Here is a 24,944-nt window from a genome sequence, read left to right on the forward strand (position 1 = left end):
CCTCACATAGAGGCGTCATGACGTCGGACGATCCGGACCTCTGCAGCTTTCCCTTTGCCGGTGCGCATTTCAGCGTAGTCGGGCAAACCGCCTTATGGTGGCCACAGGCGCGCGCCTTGCTGGTCGCCGATCTCCACTTTGAAAAGGCAAGCTGGTTTGCGGTACGCGGGCAGATGTTGCCGCCTTATGATTCTATGGCGACCTTGGAGCGGCTCGCCGGTCTGGCGCGGACATTGGATGCCGCGCATATTTACTGCCTCGGCGATAATTTCCATGATGATGGCGGTGTGGAGCGCCTGCCCGAAGCCGCGCGCGCTATGCTGCATGAGTTAGCTGACCGGCATGGTCTCCATTGGATTGTCGGCAATCATGATCCGGGGCTTGGCGCCCGTGTGCCGGGGCCGGTGTCCGAAGAATTACGCATCGGCGATTTGCTGCTGCGCCATGAAGCCGGAGCCTTTGCGCAAGGCGGCGAAGTGTCGGGCCATTATCATCCCAAAGCGCGCATCCGCGCTGCGGGGCGGATTATTGCGCGTCCCTGTTTCGTGCGCGGACAATGGTGCGACTCCAACGGGTTAAGCTGTGGGCGCCTCATCCTTCCCGCTTTTGGCGCGCTTACCGGCGGGCTTGATGTGACGAGTGATGCCATCGCCGCTTTATTCCCGCGCGGCTATCAGGCCCTCGTCCCGACGCGCGACAAATTGGTTACTTTTCCATTTTCCGTAGCGGAAAGTGAAGAAAAGGCGCAACTTTCGCTGTGGCAAAAATAACGCAGCTATAAGAAATGTGCGGATTTGCAGCTGATATTGTAGCAAAGCTACAAGGCTGACCGTAGAAGCATTATGGAGGATATCGGTACCTGAATAATGGGGCCGGGAACAGGGAGAAAGAGGATGTCGCGTTTTCGCAATCGCGTTTTCACGTCAACATTAATGGTGTCCGCAGGGCTGATGGCCTTGTCCGCACCCGCTTATGCGCAGGAGGATGCTGTGGAAGCGACGGCTGCTGCTGCGCAGGCCGAACCGCAAAGCGATGTCGGCGGGGATATTGTCGTCGTTGCCCAGGGCCGCGCACAGCAATTGTCCGAAGTGCCGCTCGCGATTTCGGCGGTGAGCGCAGAATCGCTGCAAAATTCGGGCGCCAATGACATCCGCCAGCTTAATCAGGTCGCGCCTTCGCTGCTCGTCTCCTCGACCGGCTCCGAAGCCAATGGCTCGGCGCGTCTGCGCGGCATCGGCACGGTGGGCGACAATCCGGGGCTGGAAAGCTCGGTCGCGGTATTTATCGACGGCGTTTATCGGTCGCGTTCGGGCATCGGCCTTAACGAACTGGGCGAAATTGAGCGCGTCGAAGTATTGCGCGGGCCGCAAGGCACTTTGTTCGGCCGCAACGCGTCGGCGGGCCTTATCCATATCATTTCCAAAAAGCCGAGCTTCACCTTCGGCGGCACTGCCGAACTCACCTACGGCAATTATGATATGTGGCGCGCATCGGGCAGCATCACCGGCCCGATTACCGAAACACTCGCCGCGCGCCTTGATGGCGTGTGGGTGAAGCGCGACGGCTTCTACAAGGATCATAATAACGACACCGACGTCAACAACCGCAACCGCTATTTCGTGCGCGGGCAACTCTTGTTCGAACCGTCCGATGATGTGAGCTTCCGCCTGATCGGCGATTATACCAATCGCAAGGAACGCTGCTGCGGCGCGGTCTATGTCGATGGCAGCGCCAATCCCTATATCGGCAATCTCAACGAGCTGGCGACCCCGCTGAACTCGCCCAATGGCAATAATATTGTCAATGTGCTGCGCGATCTGGGCCAGCCGCTCGCCTCGTTCCACAATGGCTATGACCGTAATATCAATGTATCGCCGGGCCGGGGCTATGGCGGCAGAACAACCGATATGGGGATTTCGGGCGAGCTGAACTGGAATTTCGGCGGCGCAAAGCTGACCTCGATTACCGCTTGGCGTAAATATAAGAGCGATCAGGGCGGCGACCTTGATTATAGTGCGGTCGATATTCTCTACCGCGCCCCGGACGGCAATAACGAACGCAAATTCGAAACTTTCAGTCAGGAATTACGCCTGCAAGGGGCGGCCTTTGACGACCGGCTCGATTGGCTCGTCGGCGGCTATTATGCCAATGAGGATCTCGACCTCACCGACAATTTGCGGTTCGGGTCGCAATATGGCCGCTTTGCAACCTGTCGTTTGATTTCGGGGACGGCGCTGTCGTTCGCATATTCGCCGGGGTCAACAGGGTGCCTCGGCACAACGCCGATACCTGCGCTCGGCGGGGCGACGGGCCGACAAGCGGTGGGTGCCGCTTTCGGTCAACTTGGCCCCACAATCCTTGCGGCCATCGACCGGCTCGATGCGGTGCGCGACAAGGGCACAACGCTCGATATTTTCCATCAGAACAGCAAAAACTGGGCACTGTTCACGCATAATATTGTCCACATCACCGACAAGCTCGATCTGACCTTGGGTGTGCGTTACACGAGCGAGAAGAAAAAGCTGAGCGCGACGTTCAATAATGATAACACAGCCTGTCTTGCGCAGCGTCAGGCGATGGATCAGTTCCTCACCAATCCGGCACTGTCCGCGATAGCAGGCGGGCTTATCGGCCTGACCTGTCAGGGCAATAACACCACCGAGCTCAGCGGTGTGTCGATTGCCGATAGCCGCAAGGACAGCCAATGGACCGGCACGGCAGTCTTGTCTTACAAGGCGACCGATGACCTCATGGTCTATGCCAGCTATTCGCGCGGCTATAAGGCGGGTGGCTTCAACCTCGACAAATCGGCGCTGAAATCGCCGACAGGTGTGGTGATGGTGCCGGGCGCGACGCCGGGAACCTTTGTGCCGTCCACCACCTTTGCCGCAGCGGGCGGAGCGCAGGCACTGGTCGGCCATCTCCAATTCGATCCGGAAAAAGTCCATGCGTTCGAACTTGGCGCGAAATACCAGACCGGGCCGTTCAGCCTCAACATGGCGATTTTCCGTCAGGACTTCACCAATTTCCAGCTCAACACGTTCGACGGGTCGGTCTATATCGTCCAGAATGTGAACGGCTGTTCGGAAGACCTCAAAGGCGCGGATCGCGACCAGTCGAAATTCCCTGGCACGCCGAATTATAATGCCGGCGCGACCGCCAGCGGCGCGTGCAGTCCTGATAATGTGAAGCACGGTATGCGCTCGCAAGGTGTCGAACTCGAAGCCTCGCTGGTGCCCGCGCGTAACCTGCGCGTCGGACTGGGCCTCACTTATTCGGATACCAAATATTCGAAGAATCTCGTCGGCACCGAAGATGGCGCGCCGCTCAATCAGGCGTTGCGCAAATTGCCCGGCAGCCAGATGTCGAACGCGCCCAAGCTGGTTACGACCGGATCGCTGTCATGGACGCCCGATGTCGGAACGTCCGGCCTGTCGGCGCTCTTCTATATCGATGGCCGCATGACCAGCGATTATAATACCGGTTCCGACCTGTTCCCGCAAAAAGCGCAGGACGGCTATTTTGTCGCCAATGCGCGCGTGGGTCTGCGCGGACCGGATGGCCGCTGGGCGGTTGAAGTCTGGGGACAGAATATCTTCAATCAGGATTATGCGCAGGTCGCGTTTAACGCACCCTTCCAGGAAGGCGCGGCCAATACCGCCTTTGCCGACCCGCAATATCCGGGCGGACGCCAGATTTTCGGTATGTTCCTCGCCGAACCGCGCACCTATGGGGTGACCTTGCGCGGTAAATTCTAAACCGGTTCCTTTGGGGGGAGAAAGGCCTCGTTTCCGTTAAGGGAACGGGGCCTTTTTAATGGGTCCGATTTGTCCCTATCTCCTACGCCCGATTCCCTTGCACCTATCCCCGTGCGCCGAACAGCGCGCTGCCGACCCGCACATGGGTCGCGCCGATTTCAACCGCCGTTTCAAAATCGTCCGACATACCCATGCTGAGCAGCTTAAAGCCATGATCATGCGCGAGCTTACGCAGTAGCGCGAAATAAGGCGCCGCTTCGGTGCCAACCGGCGGCACGCACATCAGCCCCGCAATGGGTAAATCCTTGGCCTTGGCCTGTTCAAGCAAAGCGGGAAGGTCGGCTATCGCGCAGCCGCCTTTTTGCGGCTCATCGCCAATATTCACCTGCACGAACAATAAGGGCAAGCGGCCCGCTTTATCGCGCGCTTTGGCGAGCGCATCCACCAGCGAGGGGCGATCGACCGAATGGATTGCGTCGAACAAAGCGACGGCATCCTCCGCCTTGTTCGATTGCAATTGGCCGACAAGATGGAGCGCAACATCGGGATAATCGGCCTTGAGGTCCGGCCATTTTGCCTGCGCTTCCTGCACACGATTTTCGCCAAACATAGTATGGCCCAGATCGAGCAGCGGGCGGATAGCGGCCTCGTCATAAGTTTTGGAAATCGCGATCAGCATAACATCGTCTGGCGCGCGTTTGGCGCGAGCCGCTGCTTTGGCAATGCGCTGCGTCACATCGGCATAACGGTCGGCGAGCGTTGCCAGCGGCGCGCGGGCGGCATGGGTCTTGCGGGGCGTTTCATATTTTTCCATGGCCGCGCTATAGGAAAAGCAATGCCGTCCCGCCAGCCCTTCCGCCCTATGTTGCACCGTGCCAGATTTGGGCGTGCCAGAGTCGGGCGTGCTAGAGTCGAACGCGCACACATCGGCCGCGCCGCACAGCCTATGCCCTTGCCGCGCTTATGGCTGATGAGTGACGAGCGGATGGGGGCGGGGTTTCTCGATGCAGTCGCGGCGCTCCCACCGGGATCGGGGGTGATATTCCGCCACTATACGCTGCCGGACGCTGAGCGAAAGGCGCTGTTTGGCGCTGCGCTGCGACTTTGCAAGGGGAAGCGCGGGTGCCTTCTTTATCTGGCGGATAGTGTTTTGAAATCCCTATCATGGCAAGCCGATGGCGTGCATTTGAGTGGCAAATCCGCGCGCGCGGTCAGGGACGCGCGGTGGGCGCGGCGCTTGGGGCTGGGCGTTAGCCAATCAGTGCATGATGCCAGCGAAATGGTGCGCGCCAATCGCGGCGGCGCGGTGGCGCTGGTGTCCCCCGTCTATCCGACCCGCTCGCATCCGGATGGCGCAGTGTTGGGCGCGCAAGGCTTTGCCGCCTTGGCACAGAAAGCGCGCGGACCGGTCATCGCCTTGGGCGGCATGACGCCTGCGCGCTTTGCCGCACTTATCGAGCATGGAGCCTATGGCTGGGCGGCGATTGATGCGCTGATGGTTAAAGAGGAAACGCCGGAGTTATAAGGTAGGAAAGGTGTTGGCGCTTTTTTTGGTTCACGCAGAGACGCAGAGGAAGGGAGGCAACAGAGAAAAAGACGCGGTGGGGATGTGCGGTTTTTTCTCCTTATCTCTACTTCGGCTATCTTATTGACGATCCCCATAATTCGGACTGCGCCCGACGGGCGCAAATGTTGGCTATCCCCCTGTTGCATCCGGCAAAGGCGCACCCCTTCTGCGTCTCTTTTATCTCTGCGTCTCTGCGTGCATCAAATCACACACTGCTTTTGAGAAAAAATGATTCACGCGAAGACGCGAAGACGCGGAGGGGGACGGGGCTGAGGTGAGCCTTAATTCCGTTGTCAACGTAGGAAAATAGCATCCTCCCTACGGGAGAACGATGATAGCTGGAAATGGCGCGAATCATGGATCGCCCACCATTCCCTATTGCCACCCTTCGCGCCTCCGCGTCTCCGCGTGAACATTTTCAGGGACTAGGCTGCCGATTCAGCCAACGGCATATTGATGCGCCGCCTGACCGCCTATCCTTAGTGGGAGCGGAAAAGCGTTTTCAAATAGCTTTCAAAGGACCATTGCCCCCAAACGCCATCGCGTTAATCATCGAGACGCGGGTCAGTTGACTGGATATTGGCGACCATCAACGCCCGCACCCAAGGGCACGGCGTAGTCATCCCATAAAACGGAGATGTTTAGAAACGGACCTGCGTGCCGATATAGACCGCTTGGCTGTCGCGGCGGGTGTCGGTCATCGGCTGGAGACGGTCATTGTCTTGCTTATAGCGGACGCCTGCGGTCACCTTGAGGTTGCGCGTCAGCTTGTAGCTGGTGGCGAGATCAACCTCGACCGCGCGATCGCCATCGAGCGGACGGTCGGTGGCGGCATTTTCAACCGAATCGACGCGCATCACCGTGTCGAGGCGCGACGGCTTGCCAGCGGGCGCGGTTACCGGCTTGACCTTGGGCATTGCGGCCAAATCAAGCTTGGTGCGGTCGGTCACGGCAAAACGGTCCATGCCCACCTTCGCGCCCAGATTATAAGCGACCGGCGCAATTGCGACCGGTTTGGTATCGCCCGTGCCGCCCAAAGTCGGGCTCAGCGCGCCGAGGTGGCGGTTGATGGCGGACGGCGCAGACGGCGCGCGCACCACAACGGTCAGTGCGCGATTTTCCGTGCCCTTGCTCGCCATAGCGGGGGTGAAGCGGAAATCGCTGTGCGACGAATGGGAAATTTGTTGAAGCTGACGGATCAGCGCCGGATCGCCCGACACCGGCGTGAAACGGCCCATCGGCGTTTCGATGCTGGTCAGCGGCGCTTTGGGCGCCGCAGTGCTGGCGAGAAAACCGGCAGCAAGGGCGGGCGACATGACAAGCGCGGTCGCTGCGAGCAGCGCGCTTTTTGCCGTCCATATGCTTCCAAGCCGTTTCATCGACCTACTGACCCATTTCCCTGTTCCGGAGCTTCCACGCATTATTCGCATCCGCTTGAAATCCCGTCATAAAAACGGGGGGAAAGCATCGCGTGCGCGGGCGACTCCACATAAGCTCTTTGTTCATGTAGCACTTGCCCCCCGACTCGCCAACCGGAGTCTTGTGCTGCGGGCTCGCTTTATGGGGGGACTGTTGCATTATTGTGACGCCTTTTAGCCGAAGCGAAATGAGCCTGAGATGAATCACTTGGGCAATATCGGGGTATAGAAGAGCGTGCTGGGCGCGCGCGCCACGAACCGCCCGCATCCGGGCATCGGGAACGGATGCCTCTTACCCCCTTCCTTGCCGTAACGGTATGCCACGAAAAGGGTGAGGGAAGGCGCGAGAATGGTGGCGGTTGACGCTGCTTTCCGACCTCTGTATAGGCGCGCCAGCCGGAAGCCCTTTTGGACCTTGGATGATTCTGTCACCCGCTCCTGTTTTTTCGCAGGGGGCCGCGCAAAATAAATAGAGCTTGAACATTGCTGTTGCGTGTGAGGGCCTTGCGGAGCTGGTTTTTCAGCCCCCGGGGTCTTTTTCTATTGGACCGAATCCTTTGGGTTCAGGGGCCTCGCGGGTGCAGCAAAGTAACTCGAAGAAAGTGAAGTCTTCATGCCAACAATTAACCAGCTGGTCCGCAAGGGCCGGACTCCGCAAAAGGCGAAGTCAAAGGTTCCGGCAATGGATGCCAACCCGCAAAAGCGTGGCGTTTGCACCCGTGTTTATACCACGACCCCGAAAAAGCCGAACTCGGCTCTGCGTAAAGTTGCCAAGGTCCGCCTGACCAACCAGCGCGAAGTCATTACCTATATCCCCGGTGAAGGCCACAACCTGCAAGAGCATAGCGTTGTCCTCATCCGTGGTGGCCGTGTGCGCGACCTTCCCGGTGTGCGTTACCACGTGCTGCGCGGCGTACTCGATACGCAGGGCGTCAAGGACCGCAAGCAGTCGCGCTCGAAATATGGCGCGAAGCGTCCGAAGTAATCGCTTAAGAAGGGATATATCATATGTCACGTCGTCGTCGTCCCGAAAAGCGGGTCATCCTGCCCGATCCCAAATTTGGTGATCTGGTTCTGTCGAAATTCATGAACTCGGTCATGCTTGACGGTAAAAAGTCGGTTGCTGAAGGCATTGTTTACGGCGCACTTGATGCGGTCGAAGCCAAAGCCAAGAAGAACCCGATCGAACTGTTCCATGACGCGCTCAACAATGTGAAGCCGGGCATCGAAGTCCGTTCGCGTCGTGTTGGTGGTGCTACCTATCAGGTTCCGGTTGAAGTCCGCGCCGAACGTGCGCAGGCTCTGGCGATCCGCTGGCTCATCGCCGCGGCCCGTAACCGCAGCGAAACCACCATGTCGGCGCGCCTTTCGGGCGAATTGCTCGATGCGTCGAACAACCGTGGCAACGCGGTCAAGAAGCGCGAAGATACCCACCGTATGGCCGAAGCGAACCGCGCTTTCAGCCACTACCGTTGGTAATATTGTAAAGGGCGCTGCTGTGACAGGGGAAGAATACCAAGATCGTATGATCGAGAATGTCCGGCGCGCTCTTTTGCATGTTGCAAAGAAGCTGGGATATTTTCCCGGTAAAGTGTCATCTGAAGAATTGCAGGAAACTGCTACATCCTATGTTGTGTTGGAACAGCTTGGATCAGAAGACGGAACGGTAAGCAAAAATTTCGCGCGACGCATCAAGAGCCAAGCGCTCGCGGAACCGGAATCATTTTTTAAACCCTCTCTTTCGGAGTAACCGATATGGCCCGCAGCCATCCGCTCGATAAATACCGCAATTTCGGTATTATGGCGCACATCGATGCTGGTAAGACTACCACCACCGAGCGTATTCTTTATTATACAGGCAAGTCCTACAAGATCGGCGAAGTGCATGATGGCGCGGCGACGATGGACTGGATGGAGCAAGAGCAAGAACGTGGTATCACCATCACGTCGGCGGCTACCACCTGTCTTTGGAAAGCCGAAGAAGGCAAAGGCCCCGAGCACCGCCTGAACATCATCGACACCCCCGGACACGTTGACTTCACGATTGAAGTCGAGCGTTCGTTGCGCGTCCTCGACGGCGCGGTCGCGGCGTTTGACGGCGTGGCGGGCGTTGAGCCGCAGTCGGAAACCGTATGGCGTCAGGCCGACAAATACGGCGTTCCGCGCATGTGCTACATCAACAAGCTCGACCGCACGGGTGCGAATTTCTATTATTGTGTTCAGACGATCATCGACCGTCTGGGCGCGACGCCGGCTGTCCTCTATCTCCCCATCGGTGCGGAATCGGACTTTGTCGGTCTGGTCGACCTCGTCAGCAATCGCGGCATCGTGTGGAAGGATGAAAGCCTCGGCGCCGAATTCGAATATACCGATGTTCCCGCCGACATGGCCGACAAGGTTGCCGAATATCGCGAAAAGCTGATCGAACTTGCTGTCGAGCAGGACGATGAAGCGATGGAAGCCTATCTCGAAGGCAATGAACCGGACGTTGCAACGCTCAAGAAGCTGATCCGCAAGGGCACGCTCAACCAGTCGTTCGTTCCGGTTCTGTGCGGTTCGTCGTTCAAGAATAAGGGCGTTCAGGCGCTGCTCGACGCGGTGGTGGACTTCCTGCCCTCGCCGCTCGACATTCCGCCGGTCCAAGGCGTCAAGCTTGACGGCGAAACCCCCGACGAGCGCCCCGCCAGCGATGACGCGCCGATGTCGGCGCTCGCGTTCAAGATCATGAACGACCCGTTCGTCGGCTCGCTCACCTTCACGCGCATCTATTCGGGCAAGCTGGAAAAGGGCAGCGTCACCAACTCGGTGAAGGACAAGAAGGAAAAGATCGGCCGTATGCTGCTTATGCATGCCAATAGCCGTGAAGATATTGATGAAGCCTTCGCGGGTGACATTGTGGCGATTGCAGGCCTTAAGGAAACGACGACCGGGGATACGCTGTGTGCGAACCTCCACCCGATCATCCTTGAGCGCATGGAATTCCCCGAGCCGGTTATCGAATTGTCGGTGGAACCCAAGACCAAGGCTGACCAGGAAAAGATGGGCGTTGCGCTCAACCGTCTGGCTGCCGAAGATCCGTCGTTCCGCGTGACCACCGACCATGAATCGGGCCAGACGATCATCAAGGGCATGGGCGAGCTTCACCTCGACATTCTGGTTGACCGTATGAAGCGCGAATTCAAGGTCGAAGCCAATGTCGGTGCGCCGCAGGTGGCCTATCGCGAATCGCTCGCGAAGAAGGTCGATGTGGACTACACCCACAAGAAGCAGTCGGGTGGTTCGGGCCAGTTCGGTCGCGTCAAGCTCACGGTTACGCCGGGTGAACGCGGTTCGGGCATCCAGTTCGTCGATTCGGTCAAGGGCGGTAATATTCCCAAGGAATATATCCCGTCGGTCGAAAAGGGTATGCGCGAAACGGCTGAAGGCGGTTCGCTCATCGGCTTCCCGATCATCGACTTCTCGATCGAACTCACCGACGGTGCGTACCACGATGTCGACTCGTCGGCACTGGCGTTTGAAATCGCCGGTCGCGGTGCGATGCGCGAAGTCGCTCAAAAGGCCGGTATCAAGCTGCTTGAGCCGGTCATGAAGGTCGAAGTTGTGACCCCGGAAGAATATCTGGGTGACGTCATCGGCGACATGAACTCGCGTCGTGGCCAGATCCAAGGTACCGACAGCCGCGGTAACGCACAGGTTGTCGAAGCCATGGTTCCGCTGGCTAACATGTTCGGCTATGTGAATCAGCTCCGCTCGTTCACCCAAGGTCGTGCGCAATATTCGATGATCTTCTCCCACTATGAAGAAGTGCCGCAGAATGTTGCAGACGAAGTGAAAGCAAAGCTGGCATAAAATATTTTTGATGCTATGAGCGCGTCCGGACGCTGGAGCCCGGATTTCTGGAAACTCTCTTGGAGAACGCGGCGCGCTCACTATTTTATACGTTTAAGTTTGAGAAGGTAGGAATAATGGCAAAGGCTAAATTTGAGCGGAACAAACCGCACGTTAACATCGGCACCATCGGTCACGTTGACCATGGCAAGACCACGCTGACCGCTGCAATCACCAAGGTGCTTGCTGAAACGTCGGGCGGTACCGCTGTTGACTTCGCCAACATCGACAAGGCTCCCGAAGAGCGCGAGCGCGGCATCACCATTTCGACCAGCCACGTCGAATATGAAACCGGCAACCGCCACTATGCCCACGTCGATTGCCCGGGCCACGCTGACTATGTGAAGAACATGATCACCGGTGCGGCGCAGATGGACGGCGCTATCCTCGTTGTGAACGCTGCTGACGGTCCGATGCCGCAGACCCGCGAGCACATCCTGCTTGCACGTCAGGTCGGCGTTCCGGCTCTTGTTGTTTATATGAACAAGGTTGACCAGGTCGACGACGAAGAACTGCTTGAGCTCGTCGAAATGGAAGTGCGTGAACTTCTGTCGTCGTACGACTTCCCGGGCGATGACATCCCCGTGATCAAGGGTTCGGCTTTGGCTGCTCTTGAAGGCCGTGACGACAATATCGGTAAGGAATCCATCCTTGCGCTGATGGCTGCTGTGGACGAATTTATCCCGCAACCGCCGCGTCCGACCGACAAGCCGTTCCTGATGCCGATCGAGGACGTGTTCTCGATTTCGGGTCGTGGTACCGTTGTGACCGGCCGTATCGAAACCGGCATCGTCAAGGTTGGTGAAGAAGTCGAAATCGTCGGTATCAAGGACACCACGAAGACGACCGTTACCGGCGTTGAAATGTTCCGCAAGCTGCTCGATCAGGGTGAAGCTGGCGATAACGTTGGTGCGCTCATCCGCGGCGTTGCTCGTGAAGATGTTGAGCGTGGCCAGGTTCTCGCGAAGCCCGGTTCGGTTACGCCGCACACCGAATTCAACGCAGAAGTTTATGTTCTGTCGAAGGATGAAGGTGGCCGTCACACGCCGTTCTTTGCGAACTATCGTCCGCAATTCTACTTCCGTACCACGGACGTCACCGGTGAAGTTATCCTTCCCGAAGGCACCGAAATGGTCATGCCCGGCGACAATGTCACCATCGGCGTGAAGCTGATTGCTCCGATCGCCATGGACCCGGGTCTCCGCTTCGCTATCCGCGAAGGTGGCCGCACCGTCGGTTCTGGGGTTGTCAGCACCGTCACGAAGTAATATAGGGCCGCCAGCCGTTCGACATATCGGTGATTCGTTTCACTGATTCGGACGGCTGGCTGTCTAACGACATTAAGAATTTTCGCTGCCCCGGCAGTCTCCCATAAGGGAGAAGGGTGGGGCGGCTTGTTTTTTGGCTCTTTCGCATCGGTAAACGGAAATTATGGAAACGCAGAATATTCGCATTCGCCTGAAGGCTTTTGACCATCGTGTCTTGGATCAGGCTACCGGTGACATCGCCGACACGGCGCGCCGTACGGGTGCTCTTATTCGCGGTCCGATTCCGCTGCCGACGCGCATCGAGAAGTTCACGGTAAACCGTGGTCCGCACGTTGACAAAAAGTCGCGTGAGCAGTTCGAAGTCCGTACGTACAAGCGTATGCTCGACATTGTGCAGCCGACCCCGCAGACGGTCGACGCGCTGATGAAGCTTGACCTCGCCGCTGGCGTGAACGTCGAAATCAAACTGGCCTAAGCCGGTTAGAGGGGTTCCTTGGGGTCCCTCGAAGACATTAGGGATACCGCACGGACTTATCCGTGGTCCTGAGTCCCCCGTCTTTCCTGATTGGAGACAATCTGGAAGCCCAGCCCGGGACGGGGTGCTTCAAAATTCGCTAACCGGGCTGACCCCTTGAGGCTTTGCTAAAAAGCTTCGAGGGTTTTTCGTGTCACGCCCCGGTGTTGGAACATTCGGGGCCTCTGTTTGGGAGTATTGATCATGCGTACTGGCGTGATCGCGAAGAAAATGGGGATGACCCGCCTGTTTCAGGACGACGGCCGCCACGTGCCCGTCACCGTTCTGAGCCTTGAAGGTTGCCAGGTTATTTCCGTCCGTGATGCTGAAAAGGATGGCTATGTTGCTGTTCAGCTCGGCGCGGGCGTCGCGAAAACTAAAAATGTGAACAAGCCGCAGCGCGGTGCTTTTGCCAAGGCCGAAGTCGAGCCCAAGGCGAAAGTCGTCGAGTTCCGTGTTGCTGACGATGCGATCCTTGATGTGGGCGCCTATATTTCGGCTGACCACTTCGTCGCTGGCCAGATGGTCGATGTGACCGGTCACACCGTCGGTAAGGGCTTTGCCGGTGCGATGAAGCGCTGGAACTTCGGTGGTATGCGCGCCTCGCACGGTGTGTCGATCACCCACCGTGCGCATGGTTCGACGGGTAACCGTCAGGATCCGGGCCGCGTGTTCAAGAATAAGAAGATGGCCGGCCATATGGGCGACCGTCAGCGCACCCAGCAGAATCTTGAAATCGTGCAGACCGACGCCGAGCGCGGCCTTCTGTTCGTCAAGGGTTCGGTTCCGGGCCACAAGGGCGCTTGGCTCCTCGTTAAGGACGCCGTTAAAGTTGCCCGTCACCCGGAAGCGCCGTATCCCGCAGGCTTGAAGTCGGCGGCTAACAGCAACCAACAGGCTCCGGCCGAGACCCCTGCGGAAGATGCAGCGGCTCCCGAAGCTACCGAAGCAACGGAGGCCTAAGCCATGAAACTCAAGGTACAGACCCTTGATGCCAAGGCTGGCGGCGACATCGAACTCAACGACGACGTGTTCGGCGTTGAACCGCGTGCAGACATTCTGCACCGCGTTGTCACCTGGCAGCTCGAAAATCGCCGTGCCCCGGCCCGCGCCGCTCGCGAACGCAGCGACGTTGCCCGCACCGGCAAGAAATTCGGTCGTCAAAAAGGTGGCGGTACTGCCCGTCACGGTGACCGCGCTGCCCCGATCTTTGTGGGCGGTGGTAAGGCTATGGGCCCGCGCGCTCGCACCTTCCAGCAATCGCTGAACAAGAAGGTTCGCGCTCTCGGCCTCAAAATGGCACTTTCGGACAAGGCCAAGTCGGGCAACCTCGTGGTTGTCGACAGCCTCGAACTTAAAGACGCCAAGACCAAGGCATTGCAGGCCAAGATCGAAAAGCTCGGTTTTGCCGGTAAGACGCTGTTCATTGATGGGGACGCCGTTAACGACGGTTTCAAAAAGGCTTCGGCCAACCTGTTCAAGCTCAACGTCCTCCCCGCTGTCGGTGCCAATGTCTATGACATTATGAAGCATGACACGCTGGTGCTGACCAAGGCCGCTGTCGAAAAGCTGGAGGCCCGTTTCAATGGCTAAGAAGCAAGCAGCGAAGGTTGAAACCCGTCATTATGACGTGGTTGTCGCCCCGGTCATCACCGAAAAGTCGACCATGGCATCGGAACATAACGCGGTTGTGTTCAAAGTTGCCGGTGACGCGTCGAAGCCGGAAATCAAGGCCGCCGTTGAAGCGCTCTTCAACGTGTCGGTGACCAAGGTGAACACGCTTGTCCAAAAGGGCAAGGTTAAGCGTTGGAAGGGCAAACCCTACACGCGCAACGACGTGAAGAAGGCGATTGTGACTCTGGCTGAAGGCCAGACGATCGACGTCACCACCGGAATTTAAGGGCTGGATGGACAATGGCACTTAAGCATTACAACCCCACTAGCCCTGCCCGCCGCGGCTTGGTCCTCGTTGACCGTTCGCAGCTGTGGAAGGGCAAGCCGGTCAAGGCGCTTACCGAAGGTAAGAAAAAGACCGGTGGTCGCAACAATAAAGGTCATGTGACCTCGCGCGGTATCGCGGGTGGCCACAAGCAACGCTATCGTTTCATCGATTTCAAGCGTCGCAAATGGGACGTTCCGGCAACTGTCGAACGTCTGGAATATGACCCCAACCGCACCGCGTTCATCGCCCTCGTCAAATATGAAGACGGCGAAGTTGCTTACATCCTGGCGCCGCAGCGTCTGGCTGTTGGTGACACGATTGTCGCGGGCAAAAAGACCGACGTGAAGCCGGGCAATGCGATGGAATTGTCGCAAATGCCGGTGGGCACGATCATTCACAATATCGAGATGAAGCCGGGCAAGGGTGGCCAGATCGCCCGTTCGGCCGGCACTTATGCCCAGCTCGTTGGTCGTGATCGTGGTATGGTCATCGTTCGCCTGAACTCGGGTGAGCAGCGTTACATTCGCGGTGAGTGCATGGGCACCGTCGGCGCGGTATCGAACCCGGACAATGCGAACCAGAATTTCGCAAAAGCCGGTCGCACCCGCTGGATGGGTCGTCGTCCGCTGACTCGCGGTGTTGCAAAGAACCCGGTCGACCACCCCCATGGTGGTGGTGAAGGCCGGACCTCTGGTGGTCGCCATCCGGTGACGCCGTGGGGCAAGCCGACCAAGGGTGCGCGCACCCGCAAGAACAAGGCGACGGATCGTATGATCATCCGTTCGCGTCATGCGAAGAAGAAGAGGTAAGTCATGGCCCGCTCCGTCTGGAAAGGTCCGTTTGTTGACCTGCACCTGCTGAAAAAAGCAGAAGCTGCACAAGAAGCCGGCGCCAAGGCTGGCCCGATCAAAACCTGGTCGCGTCGTTCGACGGTCTTGCCGCAGTTCGTTGGCCTGACGTTCAACGTCTATAACGGCCGCAAGTTCGTTCCCGTTTCGGTGAACGAGGACATGGTTGGCATGAAGCTGGGCGAGTTCGCTCCGACCCGCTTCTTCCCCGGCCATGCTGCTGACAAGAAGGGTAAACGCTAATGGGCAAGCAATCCGCTCCCCGCCGCGTAGGTGACAAGGAAGCGCTGGCCGTGAACACTTCGGTGCGCGGTTCGGCTCAAAAGCTTAACCTTGTGGCAGCCTTGATCCGCGGTCGGAAAGTTGAAGATGCTCTGAACATTCTTCAATTCTCCACCAAAGCGATGGCGGTTGACGTTCGCAAGGTGCTGGCTTCGGCCATCGCTAACGCGGAAAACAACCATAATCTCGACGTTGACAGCCTTGTCGTGTCGGAAGCCAGCGTTGGCAAGTCGATCACCATGAAGCGGTTCCACACGCGTGGCCGCGGCAAATCGACCCGCATCCTGAAACCGTTCAGCCGCGTGCGCATCGTCGTTCGCGAAACCGAAGAGGCATAAGAATATGGGTCAGAAGAGCAATCCGATCGGCCTGCGCCTGCAGATCAACCGTACTTGGGACAGCCGCTGGTTCGCGGAAGGTCAGGATTATGGTCGTCTTCTCATGGAAGACCTCAAAATCCGCAAGTTCATCATGAAGACCTTGCCCCAAGCCGCTATTTCGAAGGTCGTTATCGAACGCCCCGCGAAACTGTGCCGCGTGTCGATCTATGCCGCCCGTCCGGGTGTCATCATCGGCAAGAAGGGCGCCGACATTGAAAAGCTGAAAAAGCAAATTGGCGAAATGACCAATAGCGACGTCAGCTTGAACATCGTCGAAATCCGTAAGCCGGAAGTTGATGCCAAGCTCGTAGCGCAAGGCATTGCCGACCAGCTGGAACGCCGTGTCGCTTTCCGTCGCGCAATGAAGCGTGCGGTTCAGTCGGCCATGCGTCTGGGTGCCGAAGGTATTCGTATTACCTGTGGCGGCCGTCTTGGCGGCGCGGAAATCGCGCGCGTTGAATGGTATCGCGAAGGTCGCGTTCCGCTGCACACGCTGCGCGCGAATGTGGACTATGCCGAAGCCGAAGCACTGACTGCTTATGGTATCTGCGGCATCAAGGTCTGGATCTTCAAGGGTGAAATCTTGGGTCACGACCCGATGGCAACCGATCGGCTGATGATGGAGGCTCAAACCTCCGGCGTCCGTCCGGCGCGTTGAGCCAAGAATTTTAAGGTTAGGTAAGCACCATGTTGCAACCAAAGAAAATGAAGTTCCGCAAGACCTTCAAGGGCCGGATCAAGGGTGAAGCCAAGGGCGGCACCGACTTGAACTTCGGTTCCTACGGTCTGAAGGCTCTTGAGCCGGAGCGCATCACCGCGCGCCAGATCGAAGCTGCCCGTCGTGCGATCACGCGTCACATCAAGCGTCAAGGACGTTTGTGGATCCGCGTATTCCCCGACGTGCCCGTGACCAAAAAGCCTGCCGAAGTCCGTCAGGGTAAAGGTAAGGGTTCGGTCGAATATTGGGCGGCGCGCGTGAAGCCGGGTCGCATCCTGTTCGAACTCGATGGCGTAGCCGGGCCGCTCGCTGCTGAAGCTTTCAGCCGCGCTGCGATGAAGCTCCCCATCAAGACCAAGGTTGTTGCCCGTCTCGGCGACACCTCGCACTTGGGAGGCGAATAATGGCCAAGACTGCTGATATGAAAGCCAAGACCGACGACCAGCTCAGTGCTGACCTCGGCGAATTGAAGCGCGAGGCGTTCAACCTGCGTTTCCAGGCGGCCACCAGCCAGCTTGAAAAGCCGTCGCGGATCAAGGAAGTGCGTCGCGACATCGCCCGTATCAAAACGCTGCAGGGCGAACGCGCCCGCGCTGCGAAGTAAGGAACGCTATCATGCCCAAGCGTATTTTGACCGGCACGATCGTGTCCGACAAAGGCGACAAAACGGTAGTCGTGAAAGTAGAGCGCAAGGTGAAGCACCCGCTCTATGGCAAGATTATCCGTATGTCGAAGAAGTATCATGCTCACGACGAGAGCAACCAGTTCAAGACCGGCGAAATTGTGCGGATCGAAGAAACCGCACCGATTTCGAAGCTCAAGACCTGGAAGGTCGTGGACAAGCTTGGCGGGGCTGCTCCCGTCGAAGACGCGGCGGTTTAATCCGCTAGACTTAATTCGGAACTCCCGGAATTTTTCCGGAAAGCCAATGAGGAAGGAACGCATCAATGATTCAGATGCAGTCAAATCTAGACGTCGCGGACAATAGCGGCGCGAAGCGCGTCCAGTGCATCAAGGTGCTGGGCGGGTCGAAGCGTCGTACCGCCGGCGTTGGCGACGTTATCGTCGTGTCGATCAAGGAAGCGGCTCCGCGCGGCAAGGTGAAGAAGGGTGACGTGCATCGCGCTATCATCGTTCGCACCGCCAAGGACGTGCGCCGTGCCGACGGTTCGGTTATCCGTTTCGACGGGAACGCAGCCGTTCTTATCAACAAGAACCAGGAGCCCATCGGCACCCGTATCTTTGGCCCCGTGTGCCGCGAACTTCGCGCGCGTGGTGCGATGAAGATCATCAGCCTCGCTCCGGAGGTGTTGTAATCATGGCTACTGCTAAGATCCGTAAAGGCGACAAGGTTGTTGTCCTGTCCGGTAAGGACAAGGGCCGCACCGGCGAAGTCACCAAGGTCAGCCCCAAGGACGGCAAGCTCGTCGTGTCGGGCGTCAACGTGGCCGTGCGTCACCGCAAGCCGAGCCAGACCAACCCGCAGGGCGGTCTGGAACGTCGCGAAGCGCCCATGTTCGCTTCGAAGGTCGCGCTCGTCGATCCGAAGTCGGGCAAGGCGACCCGCGTTCGCATTGAAGAAAAAGACGGCAAGCGCGTTCGCGTCGCCGTTAAGTCCGGGGAGGTCATCTAATGGCTGACAAGAAATACACCCCGCGTCTTCGCACCGTTTATGACGAGAAAATCGCCAAGGCGATGACCGAAAAATTCGGTTACAAGAACGTCATGGAAGTGCCGAAGATCGACAAGATCGTGATCAATATGGGCGTTGGTGAAGCGACACAGGACAAGAAAAAGGTCACGACCGCGGCAGAAGAAATGGAATTGATTGCTGGCCAAAAGCCGGTCATCACCAAGGCCAAGAAATCCATCGCCCAGTTCAAGCTGCGCGAAGGCATGCCGATCGGTGCAAAGGTAACGCTGCGCCGTGAACGTATGTATGAATTTCTGGACCGCCTGATCACCGTTGCGATGCCCCGCATCCGCGACTTCCGTGGTCTGAACCCCAAGTCGTTCGACGGTCGTGGCAACTATGCCATGGGCCTTAAAGAGCAGATCATCTTTCCCGAGATCAGCTACGACAAGATCGACAAGGTTCGCGGTATGGACATAATCGTGACCACGACGGCGAAAACCGACGATGAAGCGCGCGAATTGCTGCGCCTGTTCGGCTTCCCGTTCCCGGCTGAAACCAACGAAGAAGAGAAGGCAGCGGCCTAAGCATAGGTCCACTGTCTCTCCCCTCTGTTAGAAACAAGAAGGAAGAGAACTTAAGTCATGGCGAAACTGAGTTCCATTAACAAGAATGAGCGCCGCAAGAAGCTGGTCAAGAAATATGCCGGCCGTTATGCAAAGCTCAAGGCAATGGCTGCCGATGAAAGCCTCGATGATACCGAGCGCCTCATCGCGCGCCTCAAGATGGCTGAAATCCCCCGCAACGGCAATCCGACCCGGATTCGCAACCGTTGCGAACTCACCGGCCGTCCCCGCGCCTATTACCGTAAATTCCGTCTCTGCCGTATTCAGCTGCGCGATCTGGCCAATAAGGGCCTGATCCCCGGTGTTACGAAGTCGAGCTGGTAAGGATAGCATATCATGGCAATGACCGATCCTTTGGGTGATATGCTCACCCGTATCCGCAACGGCCAGCGCGCCAAGAAGGACAGCGTGGTTAGCCCCGCGTCCAAGCTGCGCGCCCGTGTGTTGGACGTGCTGCAACGCGAAGGTTATATTCGCGGTTACAGCGAAGAAGCGCTGGGCGCCCATCCGGGCCTGCGCATCGAACTGAAATATTTCGAAGGGCAGCCTGCTATCCAGCATGTGGCGCGCGTTTCGAAGCCGGGCCGCCGCGTCTATTCGGGTTCGAAAGAACTGCCGATCGTGCGCAACGGTTTGGGCATCACCATCGTATCGACGCCGAAGGGTGTTCTGTCCGACGCGGAAGCGCGTGACCAGAATGTCGGCGGCGAAGTGCTGGCGGAGGTGTTCTAATGTCACGTATTGGCAAAAAGCCGGTTGCGATCCCTTCGGGTGTCACCGCAACCATCGACAATGGCGAATTGTCGGTCAAAGGTCCGAAAGGCACACTCTCGCTGCCGCTCGCCGATCTCGTCACCTATTCGGTTGATGATGGCGGCGTTTCGATCCAGCCCGCAAACGACACCAAGGCGGCCCGTTCGCATTGGGGTATGCAACGCACGCTGGTCCAGAACCTCGTGACCGGCGTGACCGAAGGCTTCACCAAGGTTCTTGAAATCAACGGCGTTGGTTATCGTGCCAATGCGCAGGGCAAGAATCTGAAGCTTCAGCTCGGTTTCTCGCACGATGTCGATATCGCCGTGCCGGAAGGCATTGAGGTTAAGACCCCGGATAACACCACGGTCGAAATTTCGGGCATCGACAAGCAGAAGGTGGGTCAGCTTGCTGCTGAAATCCGCCGCTGGCGTAAGCCGGAGCCCTATAAGGGCAAGGGCATCAAATATCGCGGCGAGTATATCTTCCGCAAAGAAGGTAAGAAGAAGTAAGCCATGGCGAAACTTTCTATATTCGACAAGCGCCGCCAGCGCGTTCGCACGGCGCTCAAAGCTCGCGGTGGCGATCGTCCCCGCCTTTCGATCCACCGTTCGGGTCGTCACATCTATGCCCAGGTTATCGACGATGCCGCTGGCAAGACCGTGGCGTCCGCTTCGACGCTCGACAAGGACGTCAAGGCCAAGACCGGCGCGACTAAGGATGCTGCTGCTGCCGTTGGCAAAGCGGTTGCCGAGCGCGCTAAAAAGGCTGGCGTGAGCCAGGTGGTTTTCGACCGTGGCGGTTTCCTCTTCCACGGACGCGTCAAGGCGCTGGCGGATGCCGCGCGTGAAGGCGGATTGGAGTTCTAATATGGCTGACGAAACGATTATCGAAGGCGCTGAAGCAGTCGCCGTTGAAGGCGGTGAAGAAAACCGTCGTGGTCGTGGCCGCGGTGGCGATCGTGGACGCGGTGGCGAACGTGGCCAGGGTGGCCGTGGCCGCCGTGACGACCGTCGCGGCCGTGGTGGTGACGAGGAACAGGGTGAAGAGCTGATTGAAAAGCTGGTTCACATCAACCGCGTTTCCAAAACCGTTAAGGGTGGTAAGCGCTTCGGCTTTGCAGCCCTCGTGGTTGTCGGCGACGGCAAGGGCCGTGCAGGCTTCGGCCATGGCAAGGCGCGCGAAGTGCCGGAAGCTATCTCGAAGGCAACCGCTGCTGCCAAGAAGGCAATGGTCCGTGTTCCTTTGAAGGAAGGCCGCACGCTGCACCATGATGGCAAGGGCCATTTCGGTGCGGGCAAGGTGACCGTGCGTTCGGCTCCGCAAGGGACCGGCATCATCGCCGGTGGTCCGATGCGCGCCGTGTTCGAATCGCTCGGCGTTGCCGACGTTGTGACCAAATCGGTCGGCACCTCGAACCCCTATAACATGATCCGCGCAACCTTCTCGGCGTTGCAGGATCAAACCAGCCCCAAATCGGTGGCTCAGCGTCGTGGCAAAAAGATTGCCGACCTGATGCGTCGTGGCGGAGCGTCGGCGGAAGCGGCGGAAGTCGAAGCCGCTGCTGTTACGGAGTAAGATCAGATGGCTGCCAAGAAAACCGTCAAGGTGAAGCAAATCGGTTCGCCGATCCGCCGTCCTGCTGTCCAGCGCCAGATCCTCGTCGGTCTGGGCCTCAACAAGATGAACAAGGTTGTCGAACTCACCGACACGCCGGAAATTCGCGGTATGATCCGTAAGCTTCCGCACCTTGTTGCTGTTGTAGAAGACTAAGCAATATATTATGAGGCCCCTCCCGCCGGATCCTAGCGATCCGGCGGGAGGGGATTTTCTTTTTTCAGCGCGAACCAAAGCGAAAGCGAGTGCAAACCATGAAACTGAATGAAATCAAAGATAATGCCGGTAGCCGTAAGGGCCGTATGCGCGTTGCGCGCGGTATCGGTTCGGGCAAGGGCAAGACCGCAGGCCGTGGCCAAAAGGGTCAGACCAGCCGTTCGGGTGTGTCGATCAACGGCTTTGAAGGCGGCCAGATGCCGCTTCACATGCGTCTGCCGAAGCGCGGTTTCAACAATATCTTCGCCAAAGACTATGCCGAAGTGAATCTGGGCATGATCCAGAAGATGATCGACGCCAAGAAGCTCGATGTCAAAGGCACGGTCGACCATGCCGCATTGAAGGCCGCAGGCCTTGCGCGTGGTGGTAAGAATGGCGTGCGTCTGCTCGCCAAGGGTGAACTCAAGACCAAGATCAACCTGACGGTTGCCGGCGCTTCGAAGGCTGCTGTTGCAGCGGTTGAAAAGGCTGGCGGCAAGGTTGAAATCGTGTCGCTGGCATCGGCCAAGGTTGCCGAAAATGCCGAAAAGCAGCGTGCCAAGAGCGCTGCCAAGAAAGCCAAGTAATTTTGCGCTTTTGGGCATGACCCGATAGGAAACAGCGAAGAAACCCCGTCCGCCCTCTTGAAGGCGCTGGCGGGGTTTCTCATTTACAACGCCGAAGGGTAGCGCGGGGGTGCGCCGAACTTTGGAAAATTTGATAAAACGGGCATTCCCTTGCGCGACATTCCGCGATAGGGCCGTTTGAAAGCAGTGGGGGCTTTTCATGCCGCCCGCTCGCATATGAGGAATTGAGACGACACATGGCAACGCGCGCGGATAAAATCGGAGCCAATCTGGATCTGACCAAAATCGGTCAGGCGACCGAGCTTAAAAAGCGTATCTGGTTCACCATCGGTGCGCTGATCGTGTTCCGCTTGCTGAGCTTCATCCCGCTCCCCGGTGTTGACCCGACCTTGATGGCCGAACTCTACCAGTCGCAAGCGCAGGGCGGCGTGTTGGATATTTTCAACACCTTCTCCGGCGGCTCGCTGGAACGTATGAGTTTGATTGCGCTGGGCGTCATGCCGTACATCACCGCGTCCATCGTCGTACAAATGGCATCGGCCTTGTCGCCGACGCTCGCTGCTATCAAGAAAGAGGGCGAAAGCGGGCGCAAGAAATTGAACCAATATACGCGTTATGGCGCGGTCGCGCTGGCGATTGTGCAAGGCTATGCGATGGCAGCGGGCCTTGAAGCCCAATCGCTGTCGTCGGGCGTCAGCGCGGTGGTTGACCCCGGCATGATGTTCCGCATCGGCGCGGTTATCAGCCTTGTTGGCGGCACCTTGTTCCTGATGTGGATCGGTGAGCAGATCACCAGCCGCGGCATCGGTAACGGCATCTCGCTCATCATTATGGCCGGTATCGTTGCACAAAGCCCACGCCACTTGGCGCAATTGTTCGAACAGGGCCGCACCGGCCAGATGAGCGGCCTTACCATCGCCATCATCGCCATCGGCCTGTTCGCGCTCGTCCTGTTCATCTGTTTTATGGAAATGGCGCAGCGCCGTATCCTCGTCCAATATCCCAAGCGCCAGACCAAGCAGGGCGTGATGCAGGCCGACCGCAGCCACTTGCCGCTGAAGGTCAACACTGCAAATGTCATTCCGCCTATCTTTGCATCGTCGCTGCTGCTCATGCCGCTCACGATCACGCAGCTTGCGGGCCAGCGTGCGGCGGGCGAAAGCGCATGGGGCGATTTCATCATCCAGCTCAACACCTGGCTGCAACATGGTTCGCCGCTCTATATGGCGCTCTACGGCGTGGGCATTATCTTCTTCTGTTTCTTCTATGTGTCGGTGGTGTTCAACCCCGAAGAAACGGCAGATAACCTGAAGAAACAGGGCGGCTTCGTTCCGGGCATCCGTCCGGGCAAAAATACCGCCACCTATCTCGACTATGTGCTGACGCGCATCACCGTGATCGGCGCGGCTTATTTGACGCTCATCTGTCTGGTGCCGGAATATTTCATCGCGCGGGCGGGCATCCCCTTCTATGTGGGCGGCACGAGCCTCCTCATCGTTGTCAATGTGACGATCGACACGGTGACGCAGATCCAGAGCCATTTGCTCGCGCACCAATATGCCGACCTTATCAAAAAGTCTAAGTTGAAAGGCGGGCCGCGTCGGCGCTAAGCACCGGAACGGTTGACCATTTACAAATTGCGGGGAGAGACGCGCATGGCCATGAACATCATCTTGCTTGGGCCTCCGGGAGCCGGCAAAGGCACACAAGCGTCCCGCCTTGTCGATGAATATGGTATGGTCCAGCTTTCGACCGGCGACATGTTGCGCGCAGCGGTCAAGGCGCAATCCGAAATCGGCAAACAGGCCGAAGCGGTGATGAAGTCGGGCGGCCTTGTGTCGGACGAAATTGTCTCCGGCCTGATTGGCGACAAGCTGGATAGCTTGAACGCGGACACCAGTGTGATTTTTGACGGCTATCCGCGCACCGCAGCGCAAGCCGAATCGCTCGACGAAATCCTCGCCGCGCGCAGTCGCAAGCTTGACCATGTGATCGAACTGGAGGTCGACGAAGACGCGCTGGTCGACCGTATCACCGGCCGCTTCACTTGTGCAAAGTGCGGTGAAGGCTATCATGACCGCTACAAACTCCCCAAGGTAGAGGGGGTCTGCGATCATTGCGGTTCGACCGAATTCAAGCGTCGCGCCGATGATAATGAAGAAACGGTGCGCACGCGCATGGCCGAATATCGCGCCAAGACGGCCCCGATTCTCCCCATTTATGACGCGCGCGGTCTTGTGACCCGTGTCGATGGCATGGCCAAGATCGACGCGGTCAATGACGCGATCGAAGCGATACTGAAAGCGTGATGCGCGGGCATCGGGAGCCATATCCGATGCGCTGCTCTATTTTACAGGCTGCGGCTTTGCTCGCACTTGCTGGCCTCGCCGCGCCTGCTGCCGCCAAGGTGGTCGACGCCACCGATAGCGGTTTTGCGGTGACCGCAGATTACGACATCGCCGTCCCGCCCGATGCGCTCTGGGCGATGCTGGTGCAGCCTGAACTGTGGTGGAGCGCGGAGCATAGCTGGTCGGGCGATGCCGCCAATTTCTCGCTTAATCCGGTTGCGGGCGGCTGTTTCTGCGAAAGACTGGTAACGCCCGGCAGTATAGATGACCATGAAGAAGAGGTCAAATATCGCGCCAACACGGTCGAACATGCGCGCGTGCTTTATGCCGATAGTGGTAAGCTGTTGCGCCTGTCGGGCGCGCTGGGGCCGTTACAGTCCGAAGCGGTGACCGGCACGCTGAGCTTCACGCTAACCCCCGGCCCCACCAATAGCAGCAAGCTCAGGATGGATTATATCGTCGGCGGATATAGCCGCATCCCGCTCAAAAATGTTGCTCCTGCGGTCGATAAGGTAATGACCGAACAGATGGTGCGATTGAAAGAAGCTGCGGAGAAATCCGTCGGTCAAAAGGCCGTGCGCTAACCAGCGCTTGCGGATAAG

34 protein-coding genes are annotated in these 24,944 nt (G+C 58.1%); 32 read left to right on the forward strand and 2 right to left on the reverse strand.

Annotated elements, in window-relative coordinates; genetic code table 11:
* Nucleotides 1–17 precede the first annotated feature (17 nt).
* On the forward strand, nucleotides 18–770 hold the full coding sequence (gene pdeM / locus DMP17_RS11910) for a ligase-associated DNA damage response endonuclease PdeM (protein WP_337829290.1): 753 nt from the start codon (nucleotides 18–20) through the stop codon (nucleotides 768–770).
* Between the two features lie 123 nt (nucleotides 771–893).
* Nucleotides 894–3,758 carry a TonB-dependent receptor gene (locus DMP17_RS11915; protein WP_337829291.1) on the forward strand — a complete coding sequence of 955 codons (2,865 nt, stop codon included), beginning with the start codon at nucleotides 894–896 and terminating at the stop codon, nucleotides 3,756–3,758.
* Between the two features lie 103 nt (nucleotides 3,759–3,861).
* Here DMP17_RS11915 and DMP17_RS11920 read toward each other — a convergent pair whose 3' ends face one another.
* Entirely contained in the window at nucleotides 3,862–4,572 is a 711-nt protein-coding gene (locus DMP17_RS11920) for a YggS family pyridoxal phosphate-dependent enzyme (RefSeq protein WP_337829292.1), read from the reverse strand.
* Nucleotides 4,573–4,728: 156 nt separating this feature from the next.
* Between DMP17_RS11920 and DMP17_RS11925 the strand changes: the two genes are divergently transcribed.
* Complete coding sequence (locus DMP17_RS11925; protein ID WP_337829293.1) at nucleotides 4,729–5,283, forward strand: thiamine phosphate synthase; 555 nt, start codon at nucleotides 4,729–4,731, stop codon at nucleotides 5,281–5,283.
* A gap of 683 nt (nucleotides 5,284–5,966) precedes the next feature.
* Here the strand turns inward: DMP17_RS11925 and DMP17_RS11930 are convergent.
* Complete coding sequence (locus tag DMP17_RS11930) at nucleotides 5,967–6,704, reverse strand: hypothetical protein (RefSeq protein ID WP_337829294.1); 738 nt, start codon at nucleotides 6,702–6,704, stop codon at nucleotides 5,967–5,969.
* A gap of 652 nt (nucleotides 6,705–7,356) precedes the next feature.
* On the opposite strand from DMP17_RS11930, the gene rpsL reads away from it, so the two are divergent.
* From rpsL to DMP17_RS12075, 29 genes are all read left to right on the forward strand, one after another.
* Entirely contained in the window at nucleotides 7,357–7,728 is a 372-nt protein-coding gene (gene rpsL, locus DMP17_RS11935; RefSeq protein WP_294035978.1) for a 30S ribosomal protein S12, read from the forward strand.
* A 23-nt stretch (nucleotides 7,729–7,751) separates the two neighbouring features.
* On the forward strand, nucleotides 7,752–8,222 hold the full coding sequence (rpsG, locus tag DMP17_RS11940; protein WP_337829295.1) for a 30S ribosomal protein S7: 471 nt from the start codon (nucleotides 7,752–7,754) through the stop codon (nucleotides 8,220–8,222).
* Nucleotides 8,223–8,268: 46 nt separating this feature from the next.
* On the forward strand, nucleotides 8,269–8,493 hold the full coding sequence (locus DMP17_RS11945) for a hypothetical protein (RefSeq protein WP_337829296.1): 225 nt from the start codon (nucleotides 8,269–8,271) through the stop codon (nucleotides 8,491–8,493).
* A gap of 5 nt (nucleotides 8,494–8,498) precedes the next feature.
* Complete coding sequence (fusA, locus tag DMP17_RS11950; protein WP_337829297.1) at nucleotides 8,499–10,592, forward strand: elongation factor G; 2,094 nt, start codon at nucleotides 8,499–8,501, stop codon at nucleotides 10,590–10,592.
* Nucleotides 10,593–10,708: 116 nt separating this feature from the next.
* The gene (gene tuf, locus DMP17_RS11955) at nucleotides 10,709–11,899 is read left to right on the forward strand and encodes an elongation factor Tu (protein WP_337829298.1); all 1,191 of its coding nucleotides are present in this window, start codon (nucleotides 10,709–10,711) and stop codon (nucleotides 11,897–11,899) included.
* Between the two features lie 163 nt (nucleotides 11,900–12,062).
* Nucleotides 12,063–12,374, forward strand: a complete 312-nt coding sequence (gene rpsJ / locus DMP17_RS11960) for a 30S ribosomal protein S10 (protein ID WP_129403764.1) — start codon at nucleotides 12,063–12,065, stop codon at nucleotides 12,372–12,374.
* Nucleotides 12,375–12,617: 243 nt separating this feature from the next.
* On the forward strand, nucleotides 12,618–13,376 hold the full coding sequence (rplC, locus tag DMP17_RS11965; protein ID WP_443217857.1) for a 50S ribosomal protein L3: 759 nt from the start codon (nucleotides 12,618–12,620) through the stop codon (nucleotides 13,374–13,376).
* 3 nt (nucleotides 13,377–13,379) lie between these two features.
* Entirely contained in the window at nucleotides 13,380–14,006 is a 627-nt protein-coding gene (gene rplD, locus DMP17_RS11970; protein WP_337829299.1) for a 50S ribosomal protein L4, read from the forward strand.
* Complete coding sequence (locus tag DMP17_RS11975; protein WP_337829300.1) at nucleotides 13,999–14,313, forward strand: 50S ribosomal protein L23; 315 nt, start codon at nucleotides 13,999–14,001, stop codon at nucleotides 14,311–14,313. The genes rplD and DMP17_RS11975 overlap by 8 nt, the downstream gene beginning before the upstream one ends.
* Nucleotides 14,314–14,327: 14 nt before the next feature.
* The gene (gene rplB, locus DMP17_RS11980; RefSeq protein ID WP_337829301.1) at nucleotides 14,328–15,164 is read left to right on the forward strand and encodes a 50S ribosomal protein L2; all 837 of its coding nucleotides are present in this window, start codon (nucleotides 14,328–14,330) and stop codon (nucleotides 15,162–15,164) included.
* Nucleotides 15,165–15,167: 3 nt separating this feature from the next.
* Nucleotides 15,168–15,446, forward strand: a complete 279-nt coding sequence (gene rpsS / locus DMP17_RS11985) for a 30S ribosomal protein S19 (protein ID WP_337829302.1) — start codon at nucleotides 15,168–15,170, stop codon at nucleotides 15,444–15,446.
* The gene (gene rplV / locus DMP17_RS11990; protein WP_337829303.1) at nucleotides 15,446–15,823 is read left to right on the forward strand and encodes a 50S ribosomal protein L22; all 378 of its coding nucleotides are present in this window, start codon (nucleotides 15,446–15,448) and stop codon (nucleotides 15,821–15,823) included. Before rpsS ends, rplV begins: the two co-directional genes overlap by 1 nt.
* 4 nt (nucleotides 15,824–15,827) lie before the next feature.
* Nucleotides 15,828–16,523: a 30S ribosomal protein S3 gene (gene rpsC, locus DMP17_RS11995; RefSeq protein ID WP_337829304.1), complete on the forward strand. Its 696-nt coding sequence runs from the start codon at nucleotides 15,828–15,830 to the stop codon at nucleotides 16,521–16,523.
* Between the two features lie 29 nt (nucleotides 16,524–16,552).
* Nucleotides 16,553–16,987, forward strand: a complete 435-nt coding sequence (gene rplP, locus DMP17_RS12000) for a 50S ribosomal protein L16 (RefSeq protein WP_337829305.1) — start codon at nucleotides 16,553–16,555, stop codon at nucleotides 16,985–16,987.
* Nucleotides 16,987–17,187: a 50S ribosomal protein L29 gene (rpmC, locus tag DMP17_RS12005; RefSeq protein WP_337829306.1), complete on the forward strand. Its 201-nt coding sequence runs from the start codon at nucleotides 16,987–16,989 to the stop codon at nucleotides 17,185–17,187. The genes rplP and rpmC overlap by 1 nt, the downstream gene beginning before the upstream one ends.
* Nucleotides 17,188–17,198: 11 nt before the next feature.
* On the forward strand, nucleotides 17,199–17,465 hold the full coding sequence (rpsQ, locus tag DMP17_RS12010; protein ID WP_337829307.1) for a 30S ribosomal protein S17: 267 nt from the start codon (nucleotides 17,199–17,201) through the stop codon (nucleotides 17,463–17,465).
* A gap of 65 nt (nucleotides 17,466–17,530) precedes the next feature.
* Entirely contained in the window at nucleotides 17,531–17,899 is a 369-nt protein-coding gene (gene rplN / locus DMP17_RS12015) for a 50S ribosomal protein L14 (protein WP_337829308.1), read from the forward strand.
* A gap of 2 nt (nucleotides 17,900–17,901) precedes the next feature.
* The gene (gene rplX, locus DMP17_RS12020) at nucleotides 17,902–18,216 is read left to right on the forward strand and encodes a 50S ribosomal protein L24 (RefSeq protein WP_337829309.1); all 315 of its coding nucleotides are present in this window, start codon (nucleotides 17,902–17,904) and stop codon (nucleotides 18,214–18,216) included.
* Nucleotides 18,216–18,803, forward strand: coding sequence for a 50S ribosomal protein L5 (rplE, locus tag DMP17_RS12025; RefSeq protein ID WP_337829310.1), 588 nt, complete (start codon nucleotides 18,216–18,218; stop codon nucleotides 18,801–18,803). Before rplX ends, rplE begins: the two co-directional genes overlap by 1 nt.
* A gap of 57 nt (nucleotides 18,804–18,860) precedes the next feature.
* Nucleotides 18,861–19,166: a 30S ribosomal protein S14 gene (rpsN, locus tag DMP17_RS12030; RefSeq protein WP_337829311.1), complete on the forward strand. Its 306-nt coding sequence runs from the start codon at nucleotides 18,861–18,863 to the stop codon at nucleotides 19,164–19,166.
* Between the two features lie 12 nt (nucleotides 19,167–19,178).
* A complete protein-coding gene (gene rpsH / locus DMP17_RS12035) occupies nucleotides 19,179–19,574 on the forward strand; it encodes a 30S ribosomal protein S8 (RefSeq protein ID WP_337829312.1) in 396 nt (131 codons plus the stop codon).
* A complete protein-coding gene (rplF, locus tag DMP17_RS12040) occupies nucleotides 19,574–20,107 on the forward strand; it encodes a 50S ribosomal protein L6 (protein ID WP_337829313.1) in 534 nt (177 codons plus the stop codon). The genes rpsH and rplF overlap by 1 nt, the downstream gene beginning before the upstream one ends.
* A 3-nt stretch (nucleotides 20,108–20,110) precedes the next feature.
* Entirely contained in the window at nucleotides 20,111–20,464 is a 354-nt protein-coding gene (gene rplR, locus DMP17_RS12045) for a 50S ribosomal protein L18 (RefSeq protein WP_337829314.1), read from the forward strand.
* Between the two features lies 1 nt (nucleotide 20,465).
* Nucleotides 20,466–21,173: a 30S ribosomal protein S5 gene (rpsE, locus tag DMP17_RS12050; RefSeq protein ID WP_337829315.1), complete on the forward strand. Its 708-nt coding sequence runs from the start codon at nucleotides 20,466–20,468 to the stop codon at nucleotides 21,171–21,173.
* 6 nt (nucleotides 21,174–21,179) lie between these two features.
* Nucleotides 21,180–21,368 (forward strand): 50S ribosomal protein L30, encoded by a 189-nt coding sequence (rpmD, locus tag DMP17_RS12055; RefSeq protein WP_337829316.1) that lies wholly within the window; start codon nucleotides 21,180–21,182, stop codon nucleotides 21,366–21,368.
* 98 nt (nucleotides 21,369–21,466) lie between these two features.
* On the forward strand, nucleotides 21,467–21,994 hold the full coding sequence (rplO, locus tag DMP17_RS12060) for a 50S ribosomal protein L15 (RefSeq protein WP_337829317.1): 528 nt from the start codon (nucleotides 21,467–21,469) through the stop codon (nucleotides 21,992–21,994).
* A 236-nt stretch (nucleotides 21,995–22,230) separates the two neighbouring features.
* On the forward strand, nucleotides 22,231–23,604 hold the full coding sequence (gene secY / locus DMP17_RS12065) for a preprotein translocase subunit SecY (protein WP_337829318.1): 1,374 nt from the start codon (nucleotides 22,231–22,233) through the stop codon (nucleotides 23,602–23,604).
* A 45-nt stretch (nucleotides 23,605–23,649) separates the two neighbouring features.
* On the forward strand, nucleotides 23,650–24,303 hold the full coding sequence (locus DMP17_RS12070; RefSeq protein ID WP_337829319.1) for an adenylate kinase: 654 nt from the start codon (nucleotides 23,650–23,652) through the stop codon (nucleotides 24,301–24,303).
* On the forward strand, nucleotides 24,300–24,926 hold the full coding sequence (locus DMP17_RS12075) for a hypothetical protein (protein ID WP_337829320.1): 627 nt from the start codon (nucleotides 24,300–24,302) through the stop codon (nucleotides 24,924–24,926). Before DMP17_RS12070 ends, DMP17_RS12075 begins: the two co-directional genes overlap by 4 nt.
* The last annotated feature ends 18 nt before the right edge of the window (nucleotides 24,927–24,944 follow it).

This window comes from Pseudonocardia sp. TMWB2A, from assembly GCF_017312135.1.